Here is a 17,250-nt window from a genome sequence, read left to right as displayed (position 1 = left end):
GTCGGGACGGCGGACTGGGCAGCGCTTGGTTCAAGTTTGAAACAAACTTACACTGGCGGCATGACGACTCGCTGGCTCACCCCCGAGGAGCAGCGCGCCTGGCGCGCCTACATCGCCGCCTCGCTGCTCCTGGAGGACGCGATCGACCGGCAGCTCCAGCAGGACGCCGGCATGCCCCACCTTTACTACTCCATCCTGTCCGTCCTGTCCGAGGCTCCCGACCGGCGGCTGCGGATGACCGACCTCGCCGAGCGGCTGAAGATCACGCGCAGCCGGCTGACGTACGCGGTGACGCGACTGGAGAAGGACGGCATGCTGCGGCGCGAGGCGTGCCGGGACGACAGGCGGGGCAGCATCGCGGCGCTGACCGACGAGGGGTTCGCCGTGCTGGAGCGGGCGGCGCCCGGGCACGTCGAGACCGTGCGGAGCTCCCTGTTCGACCGGCTCAGCACGGAGCAGGTCGGCCAGCTGGAGGCGATCTCCACGGCCATCGCGGAGGGGCTCCAGGAGGACGGGGCACGGCCGGCGGCGGACGACGTGCCGTGGCGGCGGAGGTCCTCCACACCCTGTTCGTGACGCGCGTCACACGACACCGTTCCGTCATTGCTTCAAATTTAAAGCAAGAGTAGGGTTCCGGCCGTGGGTCTGCTTCAAATCTGAAGCAACTCACCCGACGGCTGTGCAGCCGAGCAGGAACGGAACCCGGAGGCCCCGCATGCCCGACACCCCCAGCGTCATCGCCACCCCGCGCTCCCGCGTCCGGGTCCCGCTGCGCTTCCACGACGGCTACGAGGCCGACGCCGAGCTCGTCACCTTCCACGGCCTGGCCGACGGTCGGGAGCACGTGGCCGTCGTCCTGGGCGAGCCGGGCCCGGTCCCGCTGGTGCGGCTGCACTCCGAGTGCCTGACCGGGGACGTGTTCGGATCCGCCCGCTGCGACTGCGGCCCGCAGCTGCGCGAGGCCGTCGAGCGCATCGCCGAGCGCGGCGGCGTGCTCCTGTACCTCCGTCAGGAGGGCCGGGGCATCGGCCTCTACAACAAGCTGGACGCGTACGCCCTCCAGGACCAGGGCCTGGACACCTACGAGGCCAACGCGGCGCTGGGGCTGCCCGAGGACGCCCGCGACTACACGGCAGCGGCGCAGATGCTGCGGGCCCTCGGCATCGGCGCGCTGGACCTGCTCTCCAACAACCCCGACAAGGCAGCCCAGTTGCGCGATCTGGGCGTCGACGTCCGCGACCGGGTCCCGACCGGGGTGTTCACCACCGCGCACAACGTCCGTTACCTGCGCGCCAAGGTCCTCCAGACGCAGCACACCCTGCCGCTCGCGTCGCTGACGGAGCTGAGCGCCGGCTGAGCCGTCCGGGTCCGGATCCGGCACGGAACGGGACTGCTTGCCCCGTGGCTCTTCGGGTACAGCCTTTGAATGAGGGCGACCTCCGCAGTACCCGGAGCTTAGGAAAGTGACCGTTTCGTGACCGATCTCGACGGCCCTGGCGACCACCGGGCGAGGGGACGGGGCGATGGCCCGGAGGCCGTCGCGGCACAGATCGCCGATGCCGTGGAGAGCCTGGCGGCCCTGTGGGCGATCGCGGCGCAGGAAGCGTCCCTGCGGCTGTCGCCGCATCAACTGCGCGCGCTGCGCACCCTGCAGCTGACTCCCGGCCTCAACCTCACGTCCCTGGCCGACCGGCTCGACATCGGCCTGCCCACGGCCAGCCGCCTCTGCGACCGCCTGGCGGCGGCCGGTCTCCTGGAACGCGCCCCGCACCCCGGCACCCGCCGCGAGGTGCAACTCCGGCTCACCGCCCACGGCCACCACGTCCTGAGCGACGTGGCGGTGCGCCGCGCCCAGGCCCTGACGACGACGCTGGAGGCCATGGCACCGGCGGAACGGGCGGCGCTCCGCCGCGGCCTGCGCGGTTTCCTCGCCGCCCGCCGACGCCCGGCCCCGCGCGCGGACGACACGGAGGGACCACGCGGACCCGGTTGAACACGGGACGCGGAACGGTACGGCTGAGCACGGACGCCGTGCGGACACTCTGACGCGGGACGCCGCTCGGACCTCGCCCGAGCGCGAGACACCGCAGCGGACACGGTGTGCGGAACGCCGCATGGAGACGACCACGCGCGGAACGCCGCGCGGTACGGCTGAAGCGACGTACCGCGCTCGGACAGGGCTGAGCGCGAGCTCCCCGCAGCGGCCACAGCTGAGTGCGAGACCTCGCGGCCAATACGGCGAGCGCGAGCGACCCCAGCGCATACAGTCGAGCGCGAGCCACCCCACGCATGCGGCCGCGCGTGAGACATCGCGGCGGACACAGCTGAGCGCGGGGCGTCGCCGGTCGGCGGGGCGTCCCGCGCTCAGTGCGAGGTCAGGGCGTCACTCGGTCGCCAGCATCCCCGACCGCAGGCGGGCCACCGTGCGCGAGAGCAGCCGCGAGACGTGCATCTGGGAGATGCCGAGCCGGGCGCCGATCTCCGCCTGCGTGAGCTCCTCAACGAAGCGCAGGTGCAGGATGAGGCGCTGGCGCTCGTCGAGTTCGGCGACCAGCGGGGCGAGGGCGTGGAAGTCCTCGACCAGTTCCAGCGCCGGGTCCTCCCCGCCGATGAACTCCGAGAGCTTGGTGTCGCTCTCCTCCGCGTCGGCGCTGATCGTGGCGTCGAGCGAGGAGGACACATAGCCGTTGGCCGCGATCTGCGCCTCGACGACCTCCTCCTCGGACAGGTTCATCAGGGCCGCCAGCTCCGACACCCGGGGCGCCCGGCCCAGCCGGGAGGCCAGCTCCTCGGTGGCCTTGGCCAGCTCCGTACGGGCCTCCTGCAGCCGGCGCGGGACGTGCACCGCCCAGGACGTGTCACGGAAGAATCGCTTGATCTCACCGACGATGTACGGCACCGCGAAACTGGTGAACTGCACCTCGCGGGAGACCTCGAACCGGTCGATGGCCTTGATCAGCCCGATCACGCCGACCTGGACGACGTCCTCCATCGACTGGCCGCCCGAGCGGAACCGGCGGGCCGCGAAGCGCACCAGCGACATGTTCATCTCGATGAGCGTGTTGCGCGCGTACTGGTACTCGGGGGTGCCCTCCTCCAGCACCGCGAGGCGGTCGAGGAACTGCCCCGTCAGCTCGCGCGCGTCCTGCGGAGGGATCTTCTGCGGCTCCGCGATCTGCGGCAGCTCCTCGCCTGCGTAGGTGGCGGAATCCGTCGTCGTGCCGATGCGCGTGGTCGCGGTCACGGGCCCTCCCTCGTAGTTCCGGCCCGCTCCGATCCCCCGACAGGCCACCTCCACCGCCGCTACCCGCACTCGGCCCGGTCATGCCCCGCACCGGCCCTGTCGAGACGTAGACCACAGTCGGCGCAGGTCGGGGCGGTGTCGGGGTACCCGCACGAGAGGTGTGTCAGGACGAGCGGGAGGGTGGGCGGTGCGGTGCGGCGAAAGAGACCGAGGGGCTCGTGGAACGGACAGTTGTCGTTTGACAACTATAGTCGTGGAGCAACAAAGTAGCGGTGCCGAGCAGGTGACGGGAAGAGCCCCGAAGGGACGACCCGATGCCCCGGCGAGCAGGTCAGGCAGTCCGGGTGCCGGACGCGCGGGAGTCGTCGGAGTCGTCGTGTATCTGGGCCGCCGCCGCGTCGCAGAACGCCTCCAGCCCCTGCAGCAGCGCCACCCGCTTCGCGGCGGGCATCTGGTCGAGCACCGCGCGCAGCGCCTCCTCCCGGCGCACGCGCAGGTCGGCCAGGAAGGCACGGCCCCGGCCGCTCAGCCGCAGGCGCAGCTCGCGCCGGTCGACCTGGCTCACCACGCGTTCGACGAACCCGGCCGCCTGCAGCCGGTCGCACAGCCTGCTGGTGGAGGGCGGCGTGGAGGCGAGGGAGTCGGCGAGCGTGCGCAGGTTGATGCCCTCGTGGTGCTCCAGGATGAGCAGCACGCGCAGCTGGGACGCGGACGCGGGCGCCGTGGAGGCCCGGCCCCACAGGACTTCCAGCAACTCCGCGGCCGTGGAGGTCACGCGGGCGACCTCTGCGGGCTCAGGGCGGGGTCGGAGGGAAGTCACAGTCACACTCTCGCAGGCACCGGGATGGCCGCCAGCGTACTAGGCGCGCGGGAAACCGGCGGGGACGACGACCCCGGACCCCGTCCGCCCCTCCCCCCACCGGCCGCCCGCCCGCTCGATCCCGGGGCCCCGCATCCGGGCCCTTCGTCCCCCGAGAACCCGTCGACGCCGGCCAGACACCCGTCGGCGCCCGACCAAGGAATGGTGTAGCGACCCCGTGACCACGACCGTGAACAGATTCGTGGCCGCCGAGCGCGCCCTGCGCACGGCGGCACCCCACCAACTGCTGGACGCGGTCCGTCGTGTACTGACCGATCAGTACGCGGCGGACTCCGTCGAGCTTTTCCTCGCCGACTACGGACTGACGGTGCTCCAGCCGGTGTCCGTCCTGCCGCACACCCTCCAGCCGGTGCCGGTGCACAGCAGCCCGGCCGGCCGGGCCTTCGGCGCGCAGGAACCCCATGTGGAGACCCTCGCGGACGACCTCGTGCGCGCGCACCTGCCGGTCAGCGTGCGCGGCGACCGCCTCGGCGTGCTGACGGTGACCCTGCGCGGCCGCGAGCACGCCCGGGGCGTCCTGGCCGAGCTGGCGGAGATCGCCGAGGTGCTGGCGCACGAGGTGATCGTGGCCGAGCGGGACACCGACCTCTACCTCCAGGCCCGCCGCAGGGACCGGCTCACCCTGGCCGCCGAGATGCAGTGGCAGCTGCTGCCGGGCCGCTCCTGCGCCCGCCCCGAGTACGACCTGGGCGCCCAGCTGGAACCGGCCTACGCGATCTTCGGCGACAACTTCGACTGGTCCGCCTCGGCCGACCGGCTCAGCCTCTACGTCACCAACGGCATGGGCGAGGGCATAGAGGCCTCCCTGCTGACGAACCTGGCGATCAACGCCCTGCGCAACGCCCGCCGGGCCGGGCTCTCCCTGGCCGACCAGGCGGCCCTCGGCGACCAGGCGGTGTACGCCCACTACCGGGGCCGCTGCTACCTGTCGGTGCTCATGCTCGACATCGACCTGGCCACCGGCCTGGTCCGGGCCGTGGACGCCGGGTCGCCGCACCTGCTGCGGCTGCGCGCCGGCACGGTGGAACGGGTCGCCTTCGAGGCGCAGCTGCCGCTCGGCATGTTCGAGGAGACCGACTACGTCGCCCAGGAGTTCCGGGTCGAGCCGGGCGACCGGTTGATCTTCGTCAGCGACGGGGTGTACGACGTCGCTTCCCCGGGCGGCGAGACGTACGGCGACTCCGCCCTGGCCCGGGCGATCCAGGCCACCCGGCTGCTGCCCGCCGCCGAGGTGCCCCGGGCCATCCTGCGCGAGCTGACCGGCCACCGCGGCCGCCCCGACGCGGACGACGACGCCCTGGTGGTGTGCCTCGACTGGCGTGGTCGCTGAGCGAACGGGGAAGGCGCAGGTCGAGAGCGTGCGCAGCACGATGTTTGGTGGTGCCGAACGTCGGCACTAATGTTTGTCATACGGCAAGTAATGGACTGAGGCGCCGGAGCGATCTCGGTCCGGCCCGCGCAAGGGAGCGATGCACGTGTCGGTGTCGGAAGAGAACGCGGACCAGCAGCCGGCCGCGCACCAGGTGAGCGCCTTTCTCGAACGGCGCCGGGAGCAGATCGCCCAGCGCTGGGCCGACGCCGCCCTGTTCCGCACGGTCTTCACCGTCTCACGCGACGAAGCGGTGGAGGCGGGCAGGGCCGTGGCCGCCGCCCTGGCCGCGGTGGCGGCCTCCGGACGGCTGGAGGACATCCGGGCCTCCGGCTTCGAGGCGGTCCGCGACCAGCTGGGACGGATGGCCGCCTCCCGCGCCCGCACGGGGCTCGACCCGGACGGGGTGGCCCGTGAGGTGGCCGCCCTGCGCGAGCCGGCGGCCGAGCTGCTGCGCGCCGAGTTCGACGACCCGAACGGCCGTGAGGCCCTGGAGTGCGTCGTGGCGCTCACCGCGCTCATGGGCACGCTGCGCGTGGTCGTGATGGAGACCACCGTCAGCGCGGGCGAGGAGGTGATCGCCCGTCAGCGCGAGCAGTTGCACGAGGTCGCCACCCCCGTGATCAAGCTCTGGGACAGCACCGTCGCCGTCCCGCTCATCGGCACCCTGGACAGCGCGCGCAGCCAGGTCGTCATGGAGAGCCTGCTGGACGCCATCGTCGCCGAGCGTGCCCGGTACGCGATCCTCGACATCACCGGCGTGCCCACGGTCGACTCGCTGGTCGCCCAGCACCTGATGAAGACGGTGGCCGCGGCGCGGCTGATGGGTGCCGAGTGCATCGTCTCGGGCATCCGGCCGGCGATCGCGCAGACCATCGTCCACCTCGGCATCGACCTGGGCTCGGTGCTCACCCGCGCGAGCCTGGCGGACGCCCTGGCCTACGCGCTCGGCAGACAGGGCGTCGAGATCGCGCCGCTGCGGACGGCCGGCCCGGCGGCGGACGCGGGCGTGCGGTGACCGGGACCGCGGGGCTCCCACCGGCCGGGGCCATGGGCGGGTACGGCTTCACGGTGCCGGTCCTCCGGCTGGGTGACGTCCTGCTGGTCACCCTCCAGGGCGAACTGCACGACGGCATGGCCGAGCAGCTCCAGCACGACATCACCTCGCGGATCGCGCAGTCACGGGTGACCGGCGTGGTCATCGACATCTCCGGCGTGGACATCGTCGACTCCTTCCTCGGCCGGGTCCTCGCCGAGATCGCCGCCGGCGCCGGGCTGCTGGCCGCGCGGACGGTCCTGGCCGGCATGCGCCCGGCGGTCGCCATCACCCTGGTCGAGCTGGGCCTGACCCTGCCCGGACTGCGGACCGCGCTGGACGTCGAACGCGCCATGGAACTGCTCGCCGGCGACCCGCGCGACGGCGAGAGGAGTCCTTGATGACCGCTTCCCGCCATGCCGCCCCGGCCACCCTGCCGATCGGCTCGGACGCCGACCTGGCCTGGGTGCGCCAGCAGGTCCGGCAGGCCGCCGCCGAACTCGGCTTCGGCCTGGTGCAGCAGACCAAGCTGGTCACCGCCGCCAGCGAGCTGGCCCGCAACACCCTCGTCCACGGCGGGGGCGGTCACCTGGAACTCACCCCGCTGCGCACCGGCCAGACGCAGGGCCTCAGGCTGTCCTTCGTCGACTCCGGGCCCGGCATCCGCGACCTGGACCAGGCCATGACCGACGGCTACACCAGCGGCGGCGGACTCGGCCTCGGCCTGAGCGGATCCAAGCGTCTCGTCCAGGAGTTCGAGGTGGACAGCACGCCCGGTGCGGGGACCACCGTCACCGTCACCGCCTGGGCCACCGTCGTCCCGCCGACCCGTCCGGGGCCGTGATGAGCAGGGTCTGGGACGTGCCGGTGGCCGACTCGACCCGCGTGCGGGACGTGCGGGTGGCGGCCGAGCAGGCCAGCGTCTGCGCCGGCCTGCCGCCGCAACGGACCGCGACCGCCGCGCTCGTGGCCACGGAACTGGCCACCAACCTGCTGCGGCACGCGGACGACGGCCACGTCATCATCAACCTCGTCGAGAGCGCGCACGACCGGCGGACGGCCGTGCAGCTGCTGTCCCTGGACCACGGCCCGGGCATCCCGGACGTCGCCCAGGCCATGCGCGACGGCTACAGCACCGCCGCCACCCTGGGCGCCGGCCTGGGCACCTGCCGGCGCATAGCGAACGCCTTCGACCTGCACAGCGCCCCCGGCCGGGGCACCGTGGCGGTGGCCCGCATCGACCACGACCCGGCCGTGCGGGGCTCGTCCCCGTCCCCGCACCCGCGAGCCGGCGGCGTCAACGTCCCGCTCGGCCGGGCCGAACACTCCGGGGACGCCTGGGGATGGGTGCACACCGGCGACCGCCTGACCCTGCTGCTCGCCGACGGTCTCGGCCACGGGCCCAAGGCCGCCGAGGCCTCCACGACCGCCGTGGCCGAACTGCGCGGCGTGGCGGACCGGCCCCCCGCGGACATCCTGCGGCACCTGGGCCGGGCACTGCGGCGCACCAGGGGCGCGGCCGTCGCCGTGGCCCAGGTCGACCTCGGCTCCGGCCGGCTGCACTTCGCCGGCACCGGCAACATCGGCGCCCGGCTGCGCACCGACGGCGGCTGGAAACCGCTGCTCTCCCACCCCGGCATCGTGGGCGCCCAGGCCCCCGCGACCGTACCCGTGCAGCGGGAAGCCTGGCGGGACGACAGCCTGCTCGTCCTGCACAGCGACGGCATGCCCACCCGCTGGACCCCGCCCGACGACGCCGTCCTGCTGCGGTGCGACCCGGCCGTGGTGGCGGCGGTGCTCCTGCGGGACGCGGGAAGCGCGGCCCGCCCGGCCGGCGACGACACCTGCGTGGTGGTCCTGGGCCGCGGCACCGGCTCCTGAGCCCCGGACCGCACCCCTACCGGGCGGTCCCCGCGGCGGGCAGCGGTCCGGAGGCCGGACGCAGCATCTGACCCGCCGCCAGTTCGCGGTAGACGGGGCTGACGGCGAGCAGTTCCTCGTGCGTGCCGCAAGCGGCGGCGCGCCCGTCCTCCAGTACGACGATCCGGTCGGCGTGCTGCACGGTGGAGAGCCGGTGCGCGATCACCAGCAGCGCGCATTCGCCGGCCACGTCCTTCATCACCCGGGCGAGGGCGCTCTCGTTGATGGCGTCCAGGTGGGACGTGGGCTCGTCCAGCAGGAGCAGCCGGGGGCGGGCCAGCAGCGCCCGGGCCAGGGCGACGCGCTGGCGCTCGCCTCCCGAGAGGGTGCCGCCGCGTTCGCCGAGCATGCCGGACAGGCCGCCGGGCAGCCGGCGCACCACGTCGTCGAGCCGGGCGAGTTCCACGACGCGCCGCACCTCGGCCTCGGGGGCGTCGGGCACGGCGTAGGTGATGTTGTCCCGGAGCGTGCCGTGGACGACGTGGGTGTTCTGGTCGACGACGGCGATACGGGCCCGGCACGCGGCGCGGGTCAGTCCGGTGGCGGGCAACCCGTCGAACAGCAGCGCTCCGGAGTCCGGCTCGTAGAACCGCGCCACCAGGGCGAAGACCGTGCTCTTCCCGGCGCCCGACCGGCCGACCAGGGCGGTCTGGCGCCGGTACGGGACAGTGAGGTCCACGCCGCGCAGCACCGGCCGGTCCGGGTCGTAGCCGAAGGTGACGTCGCGCAGTTCGAGGACGGGCTCCTCGCGCGGCACGGCCCGTACGGCCGGGGCGGCGCCGGGGCACCGGGGCGTGGTCGGCTCCACCGGCTCGGCGGGCAGGGTCAGTGCCTGCTCCACACGCGCGTAGGCGCCCATGCCCCGCTGGATCAGACCAACCGCGCGGAAGACCGACGACAGGGGCAGGACCAGGTAGGAGGCGTAGAGCAGGAAGGCGACCAGGTCGCCGAGGGAGGCGGAGTGACCGCCGACGCGCAGGCCGCCGATCACCAGGACGATCAGGAACGATCCCTGGACGGCGAGTTCGACGGCCGGACTCATCACCGACGCGAGTTTCGCCGTGCGTACGCCCGCGCCGTACGCCGCCTCGACCCGCTCGCCGATGCGCCGGGCCTCGCGCTCCTCGGCGCGGTGCACCCGGACCATCGCCAGTGCGCCGAGCGCGCGTTCCAGGTCGGCGGCGATCGCGCCGACGGAACTCTGCATCCGCTCCGAGGCGGCCCGGATGCCCTTCAGCAGGGACGCCACGACCAGGGCCGCCACCGCGACCGTGGTCGCGACCAGGACCAGCAGCAGGGCGTCGAGCCACAGCATCAGGGCGATCGCGCCGGCCGCGACGAGGGCGCCGGTCACCAGGTCGACCAGGGCCTGGGAGACCACCTCCCGCAGCACGGTGGTGTCGACGGTCACCCGGGAGATCAGATCACCGGTGCGGTGCCGGTCGTGCTCGCGCATCTCCAGCCGCAGCAGCCGCGCCACCAGGCTGTGCCGCAGTTGCCGTACGACGCCCTCGCCCGTGCGCTCCAGGACGAACCGGCCCACCGCGCCGGTCACCGCCTCGGCCGCGAACAGGACGCCCAGGAGAAGCAGCAGGGCCCACGACAGGTGGCCGCCGCCGCTGACGTCCACGGTCTCCTTCGCGACGAGGGGCTGGGCCAGTCCCAGCGCCGAGCCGGCCAGGGTGAGGACGCAGGCGACGGCGATGGAGGAACGGTGACCGGCGGTGAGCCCGTACAGGGTGCGGACGGCGGCCCGGGTGGAGCGGTCCGGCCCTCCGCCGTCACCGCTGACCGGGTCCGCCGCCGGGCCGGCCGCGTGGTCCTGCTGCGCCGCGCGGACGGTCATCGGTCCGTGCGGCGCACGGCGGGGACGGTGATGAGCCGGGCGAAGTAGTCGTCCGGCACCCCCTCGCCCACGGGACGTCCGTCCGCCTCGATCCAGGCGTGGGCGGTGAACGGAGGGACGACGCGTACCCCGGTGGACCAGGCCGGCCAGGTCCCGCCGAGCCGGCACAGCAGGACGGCGCCCAGGGACCGCGGCAGGCAGCCCTTGGGGCCGGCGCAGCGCAGGCTGACCGCGCACAGGGCGTCCCGTGCGTCCCGGGCCTGAGCGGCGGTGGCCGGTACCGCTCCGCGGCGCAGGACGCCGAGGACCGCACGGATCCGGCGCGGTGGCAGCAGCGACAGCCCGAGGGCGGGCAGGAGCACCAGGCGGGCGGCCAGCCGCCGGGTGAACGGCACACCGGTGGGACGCTCCAGGGCGCTGGGGGTCGTCATCGGACCAGCCCCGCTTCCCGCAACTCCCGCACGAGCGCCGTGACATCGCGCTCCGCGCCGGCCCGGTCGACGTCGAACCGGGCGACGAGCGCGTCGGCCGCCGCGGCCTCGTCGCCGCCCCGGAGGAGGGTGGTGACCACCAGGGTGGCGGTGGGGTTGAGTTCCCAGTAGTCACCGCTGCGCTCGTCCAGCAGGACGGTGCCGTACGCGGTCTCCGCGGTGGAGACGTCGGGGCCGAACCGCAATGCCATGGGCGACTGCCTTTCTCCGGTGTGGCGTTCGTTCTCAGAGGGCGGGGGTGCGGGACAGTCCGCGCAGCCAGACCTCGGCGGCGATGGTCGAGTAGAGGATGGCGTCGCGCAGCCCGGGGGTGGCCGGGCGCCGGGCGAGGCGGCGCAGGGCGTGGCCGTCGACCAGGCCGAGCGCTTCGAGCCGGGAGTCCTCCCACAGCGCGTGCAGATCGGCGCGGTGCGTGCGCAGCCCTTCGGCGGCGTCCATCGAGGCCGCGGCCTTGTCGGTGCGCCGCAGACACACCTCGGGCACGACGCCCCGCATCGCGGCGGTGAGCAGCGGCTTGTACCGCCAGGGCGAGACGCGCTCGCTCGGCCGCACGGCCAGACAGGCCTCGATGACACGGTCGTCGAGGAACGGCGAGGCCATCGGCACCCCGGCCCCGGCGGCCATGCGGTCCCACTGGCGGATGATCCGCGTGCAGGAGCGGATCTGCTCCAGGTCGGCGTGCATCCCGCGGTCGGGGTGCAGCGGTGAGGCCGTCACCGCCGCTTCGGCGAGGGCCCGGCGCACGGCTTGTTCGGCATCGGGGGTGACCCAGTCGAACAGACGTGGGGGCATGCCCCAGCCGAGGCTGGTCGTGACGTTCGCCGGGGACGGCGCGCGCAGCCGCCCCGCCGCCTCGGCGAGCCACCCGCCGTACGACCGGGAGTCGGCCAGCGCCCTGAGCGTGTCGCCGAGGGGCCACTGCCACAAGGCCCGGAAGCCGCGCAGCTGCCGCCACGCGAACAGCGGCCGGGTACGCGCCAGCCGGTGGTAGTACGCCTCGGAGCACCAGGCCACGTGGTCACCGCCGACGCCGGTCAGATGGAGCCTGCTGCCCCGTTCGGCCAGGGCCGGCAGGTGGTGCAGGACGCGGGAGCGGTCCATGACCCCGATGGTGGGCTCGTCCAGCAGGTCGTCGATGGTGAGCAGGTCCTCGTACACGAGCGGCGAGGCGTCGGCGTCCCACACCACGTGCTCGACGTCCGGCAGGTGCTTGGCGGCCTGTTCCGCCCAGTACAGGTCGGTGTCGGCCGGATCGCGCCCGGGCCAGGTGGCGGCCACCACGCGGGCGGCGGAGTGATCGGCCAGGAAGCACAGGGAGGTCGAGTCCAGGCCGCCGGAGAGGTCGCAGCTGACCACGCCGCCCGCCCGGGTCCGGGCGTCGACGGCCGCGGTGAGGGCCTCCCGGACCGACGGCGCGCCGTCGGCGAGCGGGCGGACCGGCTCCGGTGGCGTCCACCAGCGCGCGTGCCGGGCTGCGCGCCCGTCCGCCCCGAGGAACAGCGCGTCCTCCGGGGGCACGGCGGTGACCTCGCGCCACAGCGACGTCTCGGACAGCGGGTAGGGGGTGGGCCACAGCAGCCGCACGGCCAGCCGCTCCGGGTCCGGTTCGGCGCCGAGCGCGCCGGCCAGGACGTCGGCGCGGGTGGCGGCCACGCGTACGCCGTCCACGGTGGCGTGGAAGACGAGCCGGAGCCCGGAGGCGGTCCCCTGCACCCGGATCCGGCCGTCGAGGGCGGCGACCAGATGGAAGCTGCCGGGCAGGGAGCGTGCCAGCGCGTCCGCCTCGGCGAGATCGCGCAACCGCTCGGCGTACCGGCGCAGTTCGGCGGGCTCGACCGGGCAGCAGCCGACGACGGCCAGGGCGGCGCGGCCGGCCCGCGCGGTGACGATCTCCTCGTCGGCCCATCGGCCGACCAGCCAGGGCCGGCCGGAGGGGTGCGGAACGGTCCGGGTCCCGGGGTGGGCGAAGGAGCGGGCCACGGCGGCCGCGTCCTCCCGGTCGGTGAAGACCGTGAAGTGCGCGTCGCCGGGGCCCGTCCCCGCACTCGCGTGCAGTTGATTCATGACGTCGGGTCAGTGACCGTCGCCCGTCAGTTCTTGCTGAGGATCAGCCGGTCGTTGCCGGAGCGCTGCAGGAGACCCGTCTTCTTGCGGAAGCTCCCCAGCCGGACCAGGGTCGGGGCCTCGTACGCCTTCTTCATGATCTCTCCTCCTCTGATGCGGTTGCGCGACCGCTCACACGGGGCGCAGCACCCAGCTAGCTGCACGACCGGCGTGCGGGACAAGGGCATGAGAGACCGTCAGATCATATGAAAAGAGTGGAGAAAGCCGGTACGCCGGACCGCACGCGGGGACCTCGTCCGACGTCGTACGAGGGACGACCGGTCGGCCCATGGACCTGCAGAAACGCTCCGACGTGCGGGCCCGGGCCGGGAGACGGGTCACCGGCCGACAAGCGGCGCCGGGTGTCCGTGAGGGAGCCGCCAGGCGCACGGGCTCGTGCGCGCGTGCTCCTGCCGCGCTTCGGACCAGACCCCGCGCAACGCGAAGGCCCCGGGTCGGATGCACTCCGACCCGGGGCCGACGGTAGGCCCTGTGGGACTCGAACCCACAACCAATGGATTAAAAGTCCACTGCTCTGCCAATTGAGCTAAGGGCCCGGGCGATGTTGCCCCCACGAGCATAGCCGGACGACGCCGAGTCTCCGATCGGGTATCGGGGTACCGGCCGTGCCGGAGGGCGAAACAGGGCTGGAACGGCCGAGCGCCGTGGCCCCGGGCGGGGCCACGGCGCTCGTCACGCGTGGGTGTCAGCCGTTGCGCTTCCAGCGCGGCTTGTCCTCGCGGCGGCCGAAGGAGCCGCCGCCGCGGTGGTCGTCACGACGGCCGTAGGGGCGGTCGTGGCCAGGACGGTCGTGGCCCGGACGGTCGTGGCCGCCGGAGCGGAAGCCCGGACGGTCGTCCCGGCGGTCGCGGTTGAAGGGACGGTCGCTGCCCCGGTGGCCACCGCGCTCGTCCCGGCGGAAGCCGCCGCGATCACGGTCGCGGTTGAAGCCACCGCGGTCGTCACGGCGCTCGAAGGTACGCCCGCCACGGTCGTCACGGCGCTCGAAGGAACGGCCACCGCGGTCGCCCCGGTCGTCGCGGCGGAAGCCGCCGCGCTCACCGCGGTCGCCCCGGTCCGCCCGGTCGTCCCGGCGGAAGCCGCCACGGTCGTCACGACGCTCGAAGGAACGGCCGCCACGGTCGCGGTCACGGTCGCGGTTGAAGCCACCGCGGTCGTCACGACGCTCGAACGAACGCCCACCACGGTCGTCACGACGCTCGAACGAACGGCCACCGCGGTCCCGGTCACGGTCGAAGGAGCGGTCGCGGTCGAAGGACCGGTCCCGGTCGGCGTACCGGTCGCGCCCGGCCCCGCCGCGCTCCTCACGCCGCTCCCGGCGCTCGTAGGGCGCGGAGGTCTCGGCGCGGTCCTGACGCTCGACGTCCTTGGCGGTCGGCTGCTCCGGCACGGACACCTCGACGGCGACGGGGGCGTCCCCGGCCTCGGCGTCCGCGGCCACGGGCTCCTCGCCGCGCTCACGGGCGACCCGCGCGAGCAGCCGGTCGGCCTCCTGGCGCAGCTCGTCGGCCCGGCGCTGCGCCCGCTCCAGCTCCTTGGTGAGCTGGGCGACCTCACGCTCGGCCTGCTGCGCGGCGTTGCCCACGGACTCGGCCTGGACCTCGGTCATGGACCGGGCGCCGGTGATCTCGGCGACCTCCGGGTCGAAGGCGCCGGCGCTCTGGATGATGTGGCGCGAGGCGTCGACGCCCGCGTCCTCCATCAGCCGGAAGATCTGGCGCCGCTGGTGCGGCAGGGAGAGGGAGACGACCGTGCCGGTCCGGCCGGCGCGCGCGGTGCGGCCCGCGCGGTGCAGGTAGTCCTTGTGGTCACCGGCGGGGTCGACGTTCAGCACGAGGTCGATGCCGTCGACGTGGATGCCGCGGGCGGCGACGTCGGTCGCGACGAGCGCGTTGACGTAGCCCTTCTTGAAGTCCTCCAGCACACGGGTGCGCGCGCCCTGCGTCATACCGCCGTGCAGCGCGTCGGCCTTCACACCGGAGTCGCACAGCTGCTCGGCGATACGGTCGGCGCCCAGCTGGGTGCGGACGAAGATGATCGTGCGGCCCTTGCGGGAGGCGATCGCGGCGGTGACCGGTGCCTTGTCCTTGGGCTTCACGATGAGGATGTGGTGCGACATGGTCGTGACGTTGCCCTGGGCGCTGTCGACCTCGTGCGTGACCGGGTCGGTCAGGTAACGCTTGACCAGCGTGGAGATCTCGTTCTCCATCGTGGCCGAGAAGAGCATGCGCTGGCCGCCGGCCGGGACCTGGTCGAGCAGTTCGGTGACCTCGGGCAGGAAGCCCAGGTCGGACATCTGGTCGGCCTCGTCGAGAACGGCGATCTCCACGTTCTCCAGGGAGCAGGCGCCGCGGTTGATGATGTCGCGCAGCCGGCCCGGGGTGGCGACCAGGATGTCGACGCCCTTCTCCAGGGCGTAGATCTGGTTGCCCATGGACGTACCGCCGCAGACGACCTTCATCTTCAGGCCGAGGACGTCGCCGTAGGGCTGGAGGGCGTCGGCGACCTGCATGGCGAGCTCGCGCGTCGGGGTCAGGATGACGGCACGCGGCTTGTGCTTCTCGGTGCGGCCGCCGGCGAGCTGCGCCAGGGTCGGCAGACCGAAGGAGAGGGTCTTGCCGGAGCCGGTGCGGCCGCGGCCGAGGATGTCCTTGCCGGCCAGGGCGTCCGGGATGGTCGCGGCCTGGATCGGGAAGGGGGTGGTCACGCCGTTCTGCGCGAGCTTGCGCACGACGCCCTCGGGCAGACCGAGGTCCGCGAAGGTGATCTCGGGGGCGGTGTCGGGGGTGGTGTCGGCTGCCTCGTTCTCGGGCACGACGACGTGATCAGTACTGGCGATGGACATGCGAATGCGAAACCTTCCGGAGTCTCGTCGGCACGCGCCCGTCAACTCCGTGATTCGCGATTCGCAATACGACCGCCTCAATGCGGTCCACCACGGCAAGGGAGAGTACGCGCCACACGGCGCGCTCTGCGGTGGCGCCGGGCAAGATGGGATCAAACGATCTGCCACCATACGCAGTCCGGGCCGTGTCACGCAAACCGGACCGAGTCGGGGACAGCGGGAACACGCCCACGCACCAGGGTGCCGAGGCGCCTTCCCGGAGTCCTCAACCAACCACCCCCCACATCTGTTCCCGACACAGCCGGAAAGACCCAGGCACCTCCGGACACCCGACGGCAGACCCTGTCCGGACCCCCGACACCCCTGCCCGGGCACCACGCCGAGCTGCGGCCTCCGGTGCGAGCTCGCTGCAGTCGACGACAGGCGCCTTCCGGACACCGACGACAGGCCCGCCCGGGCGCCTACGCGGGTGCTCCGGCCTCCGGTGCGGGCTCGCGCTGGGCCAGCTGTGGTCCGGGCGGCTCGTGCGCCGACGAGGAGGGTTCCGGCGTCGGCTCGGGAGAGGTCGTCGGCTCCTGGGGCGTCGGGGTGGGCTCCGGCTCCGTCGTCCGGGTGGGCGTCGGCTGGGCCGGCGGCTTCGGCGTCGGCTTCCCCGGCTTGCCGGGCTTGCCCGGACCGGCGGCCCCCGGCGCGGACGCACTCGCGTCCGGCGTCGGCGACGCCTCCGGCGGTGCCGACTCCCCCGGCCCGCCCCGCTCGCCCTTCTTCCCCTTCTTGCCCTTGCCGTGCCCGCGCTCGCCGTCGGCCGCCGCGGCCCCGAAGCCTCCGGCGCCGCCCGACACCGTCGAGCCGCCGCCGGAGGCCTCACCGCCCCGCTGCCCGGCGGAGTGAGACGGCTTGACGCGCCCGCCCGCGTCGTCGTCGCCCACGCTCATACAGCCGGCGGCAGCGGCGACGGCCACGACGGTGGCGGCCAGGCGGACGGGTACGTACAAGGGGCGCACGGGGCCACCTCCGGGAGGGGTGATGGAGTCAACACCTCCAACTCCCGCCGCCCACAAGAGGACACGCGCCCCGTATTCACAACCCGCTCAGCCGTAGCCGAGGGCGTGAAGGCGCTCGTCGTCGATGCCGAAGTGGTGCGCGATCTCGTGCACGACGGTGATCTCCGTCTCGGCGACGACGTCCTCCCGCGACTCGCACATCCGCAGGGTCGGGTTCCGGTAGATGGTGATCCGGTCCGGCAGCACCCCGGCGTACCACTCGCCCCGGTCGGTCAGCGGCGTCCCCTCGTAGAGCCCGAGCAGCTCGGGATCGTCCGCCGGCGGTTCGTCCTCGACGAACACCGCGACGTTGTCCATCAGTCGCATCAGCTCCGGCGGGATCCGGTCGAGCGCCTCGGCGACCAGTTCCTCGAACTCCTCGCGCGTCATCTCCAGCACAGGCCCATTGTCGGCCACGACACCGCCCCACGAGAGCCTCCCGGCGCCGCATA

General features: G+C 73.6%; 18 protein-coding genes and 1 tRNA gene. 8 read left to right on the top strand and 11 right to left on the bottom strand.

The window, feature by feature from the left end; all coding sequences use genetic code 11:
• Positions 1-60: 60 nt before the first annotated feature.
• From ACIGAQ_RS23350 to ACIGAQ_RS23340, 3 genes are all read left to right on the top strand, one after another.
• Positions 61-576: a MarR family winged helix-turn-helix transcriptional regulator gene (locus ACIGAQ_RS23350; protein WP_399785627.1), complete on the top strand. Its 516-nt coding sequence runs from the start codon at positions 61-63 to the stop codon at positions 574-576.
• A 139-nt stretch (positions 577-715) separates the two neighbouring features.
• Positions 716-1,357, top strand: a complete 642-nt coding sequence (gene ribA, locus ACIGAQ_RS23345) for a GTP cyclohydrolase II (protein ID WP_362275596.1) — start codon at positions 716-718, stop codon at positions 1,355-1,357.
• A 117-nt stretch (positions 1,358-1,474) separates the two neighbouring features.
• Positions 1,475-1,993 (top strand): MarR family transcriptional regulator, encoded by a 519-nt coding sequence (locus ACIGAQ_RS23340; RefSeq protein ID WP_311688320.1) that lies wholly within the window; start codon positions 1,475-1,477, stop codon positions 1,991-1,993.
• A gap of 390 nt (positions 1,994-2,383) precedes the next feature.
• On the opposite strand, the gene ACIGAQ_RS23335 is transcribed toward ACIGAQ_RS23340, so the two are convergent.
• Both ACIGAQ_RS23335 and ACIGAQ_RS23330 read right to left on the bottom strand, forming a co-directional pair.
• Positions 2,384-3,244, bottom strand: coding sequence for an RNA polymerase sigma factor SigF (locus ACIGAQ_RS23335; protein ID WP_094057526.1), 861 nt, complete (start codon positions 3,242-3,244; stop codon positions 2,384-2,386).
• Positions 3,245-3,575: 331 nt separating this feature from the next.
• Positions 3,576-4,070 (bottom strand): MarR family transcriptional regulator, encoded by a 495-nt coding sequence (locus ACIGAQ_RS23330; protein WP_311688319.1) that lies wholly within the window; start codon positions 4,068-4,070, stop codon positions 3,576-3,578.
• 223 nt (positions 4,071-4,293) lie between these two features.
• On the opposite strand from ACIGAQ_RS23330, the gene ACIGAQ_RS23325 reads away from it, so the two are divergent.
• The 5 genes from ACIGAQ_RS23325 (at position 4,294) to ACIGAQ_RS23305 (ending at position 8,410) form a co-directional block, all read left to right on the top strand.
• The gene (locus tag ACIGAQ_RS23325; RefSeq protein ID WP_399785924.1) at positions 4,294-5,454 is read left to right on the top strand and encodes a PP2C family protein-serine/threonine phosphatase; all 1,161 of its coding nucleotides are present in this window, start codon (positions 4,294-4,296) and stop codon (positions 5,452-5,454) included.
• Positions 5,455-5,599: 145 nt separating this feature from the next.
• On the top strand, positions 5,600-6,511 hold the full coding sequence (locus ACIGAQ_RS23320; RefSeq protein ID WP_311688318.1) for an STAS domain-containing protein: 912 nt from the start codon (positions 5,600-5,602) through the stop codon (positions 6,509-6,511).
• A gap of 32 nt (positions 6,512-6,543) precedes the next feature.
• Entirely contained in the window at positions 6,544-6,930 is a 387-nt protein-coding gene (locus ACIGAQ_RS23315) for an STAS domain-containing protein (protein ID WP_311688334.1), read from the top strand.
• Positions 6,930-7,373, top strand: a complete 444-nt coding sequence (locus ACIGAQ_RS23310) for an anti-sigma regulatory factor (protein ID WP_399785620.1) — start codon at positions 6,930-6,932, stop codon at positions 7,371-7,373. Before ACIGAQ_RS23315 ends, ACIGAQ_RS23310 begins: the two co-directional genes overlap by 1 nt.
• Positions 7,373-8,410 (top strand): ATP-binding protein/SpoIIE family protein phosphatase, encoded by a 1,038-nt coding sequence (locus ACIGAQ_RS23305; protein WP_311688316.1) that lies wholly within the window; start codon positions 7,373-7,375, stop codon positions 8,408-8,410. Before ACIGAQ_RS23310 ends, ACIGAQ_RS23305 begins: the two co-directional genes overlap by 1 nt.
• Before the next feature lie 16 nt (positions 8,411-8,426).
• Here the strand turns inward: ACIGAQ_RS23305 and ACIGAQ_RS23300 are convergent, their stop codons facing one another.
• From ACIGAQ_RS23300 to ACIGAQ_RS23260, 9 genes are all read right to left on the bottom strand, one after another.
• Positions 8,427-10,295 carry an ABC transporter ATP-binding protein gene (locus tag ACIGAQ_RS23300; RefSeq protein ID WP_399785617.1) on the bottom strand — a complete coding sequence of 623 codons (1,869 nt, stop codon included), beginning with the start codon at positions 10,293-10,295 and terminating at the stop codon, positions 8,427-8,429.
• Positions 10,292-10,726: a lasso peptide biosynthesis B2 protein gene (locus tag ACIGAQ_RS23295; protein WP_311688314.1), complete on the bottom strand. Its 435-nt coding sequence runs from the start codon at positions 10,724-10,726 to the stop codon at positions 10,292-10,294. The genes ACIGAQ_RS23300 and ACIGAQ_RS23295 overlap by 4 nt, the downstream gene beginning before the upstream one ends.
• Complete coding sequence (locus tag ACIGAQ_RS23290; protein WP_399785614.1) at positions 10,723-10,977, bottom strand: lasso peptide biosynthesis PqqD family chaperone; 255 nt, start codon at positions 10,975-10,977, stop codon at positions 10,723-10,725. Before ACIGAQ_RS23290 ends, ACIGAQ_RS23295 begins: the two co-directional genes overlap by 4 nt.
• 34 nt (positions 10,978-11,011) lie before the next feature.
• On the bottom strand, positions 11,012-12,850 hold the full coding sequence (locus ACIGAQ_RS23285; protein WP_399785611.1) for a lasso peptide isopeptide bond-forming cyclase: 1,839 nt from the start codon (positions 12,848-12,850) through the stop codon (positions 11,012-11,014).
• A gap of 26 nt (positions 12,851-12,876) precedes the next feature.
• On the bottom strand, positions 12,877-12,987 hold the full coding sequence (locus ACIGAQ_RS23280) for a keywimysin-related RiPP (protein ID WP_311688311.1): 111 nt from the start codon (positions 12,985-12,987) through the stop codon (positions 12,877-12,879).
• A 386-nt stretch (positions 12,988-13,373) separates the two neighbouring features.
• Positions 13,374-13,446 (bottom strand) — tRNA-Lys (locus ACIGAQ_RS23275).
• 149 nt (positions 13,447-13,595) lie between these two features.
• Positions 13,596-15,755 (bottom strand): DEAD/DEAH box helicase, encoded by a 2,160-nt coding sequence (locus ACIGAQ_RS23270; RefSeq protein WP_362275612.1) that lies wholly within the window; start codon positions 15,753-15,755, stop codon positions 13,596-13,598.
• A 461-nt stretch (positions 15,756-16,216) separates the two neighbouring features.
• Complete coding sequence (locus tag ACIGAQ_RS23265; RefSeq protein ID WP_399785607.1) at positions 16,217-16,759, bottom strand: hypothetical protein; 543 nt, start codon at positions 16,757-16,759, stop codon at positions 16,217-16,219.
• An 87-nt stretch (positions 16,760-16,846) separates the two neighbouring features.
• A complete protein-coding gene (locus tag ACIGAQ_RS23260; RefSeq protein WP_399785604.1) occupies positions 16,847-17,197 on the bottom strand; it encodes a metallopeptidase family protein in 351 nt (116 codons plus the stop codon).
• Between the last annotated feature and the right edge of the window lie 53 nt (positions 17,198-17,250).

Origin of the sequence: Streptomyces sp. NPDC085932 (assembly GCF_044540525.1) — a bacterium.
Taxonomy (GTDB): Bacteria; Actinomycetota; Actinomycetes; order Streptomycetales; family Streptomycetaceae; genus Streptomyces; species Streptomyces levis.
The sequence above is the reverse complement of the archived record's forward strand: the minus strand, read 5'-3'. Positions and strand labels throughout refer to the sequence as shown.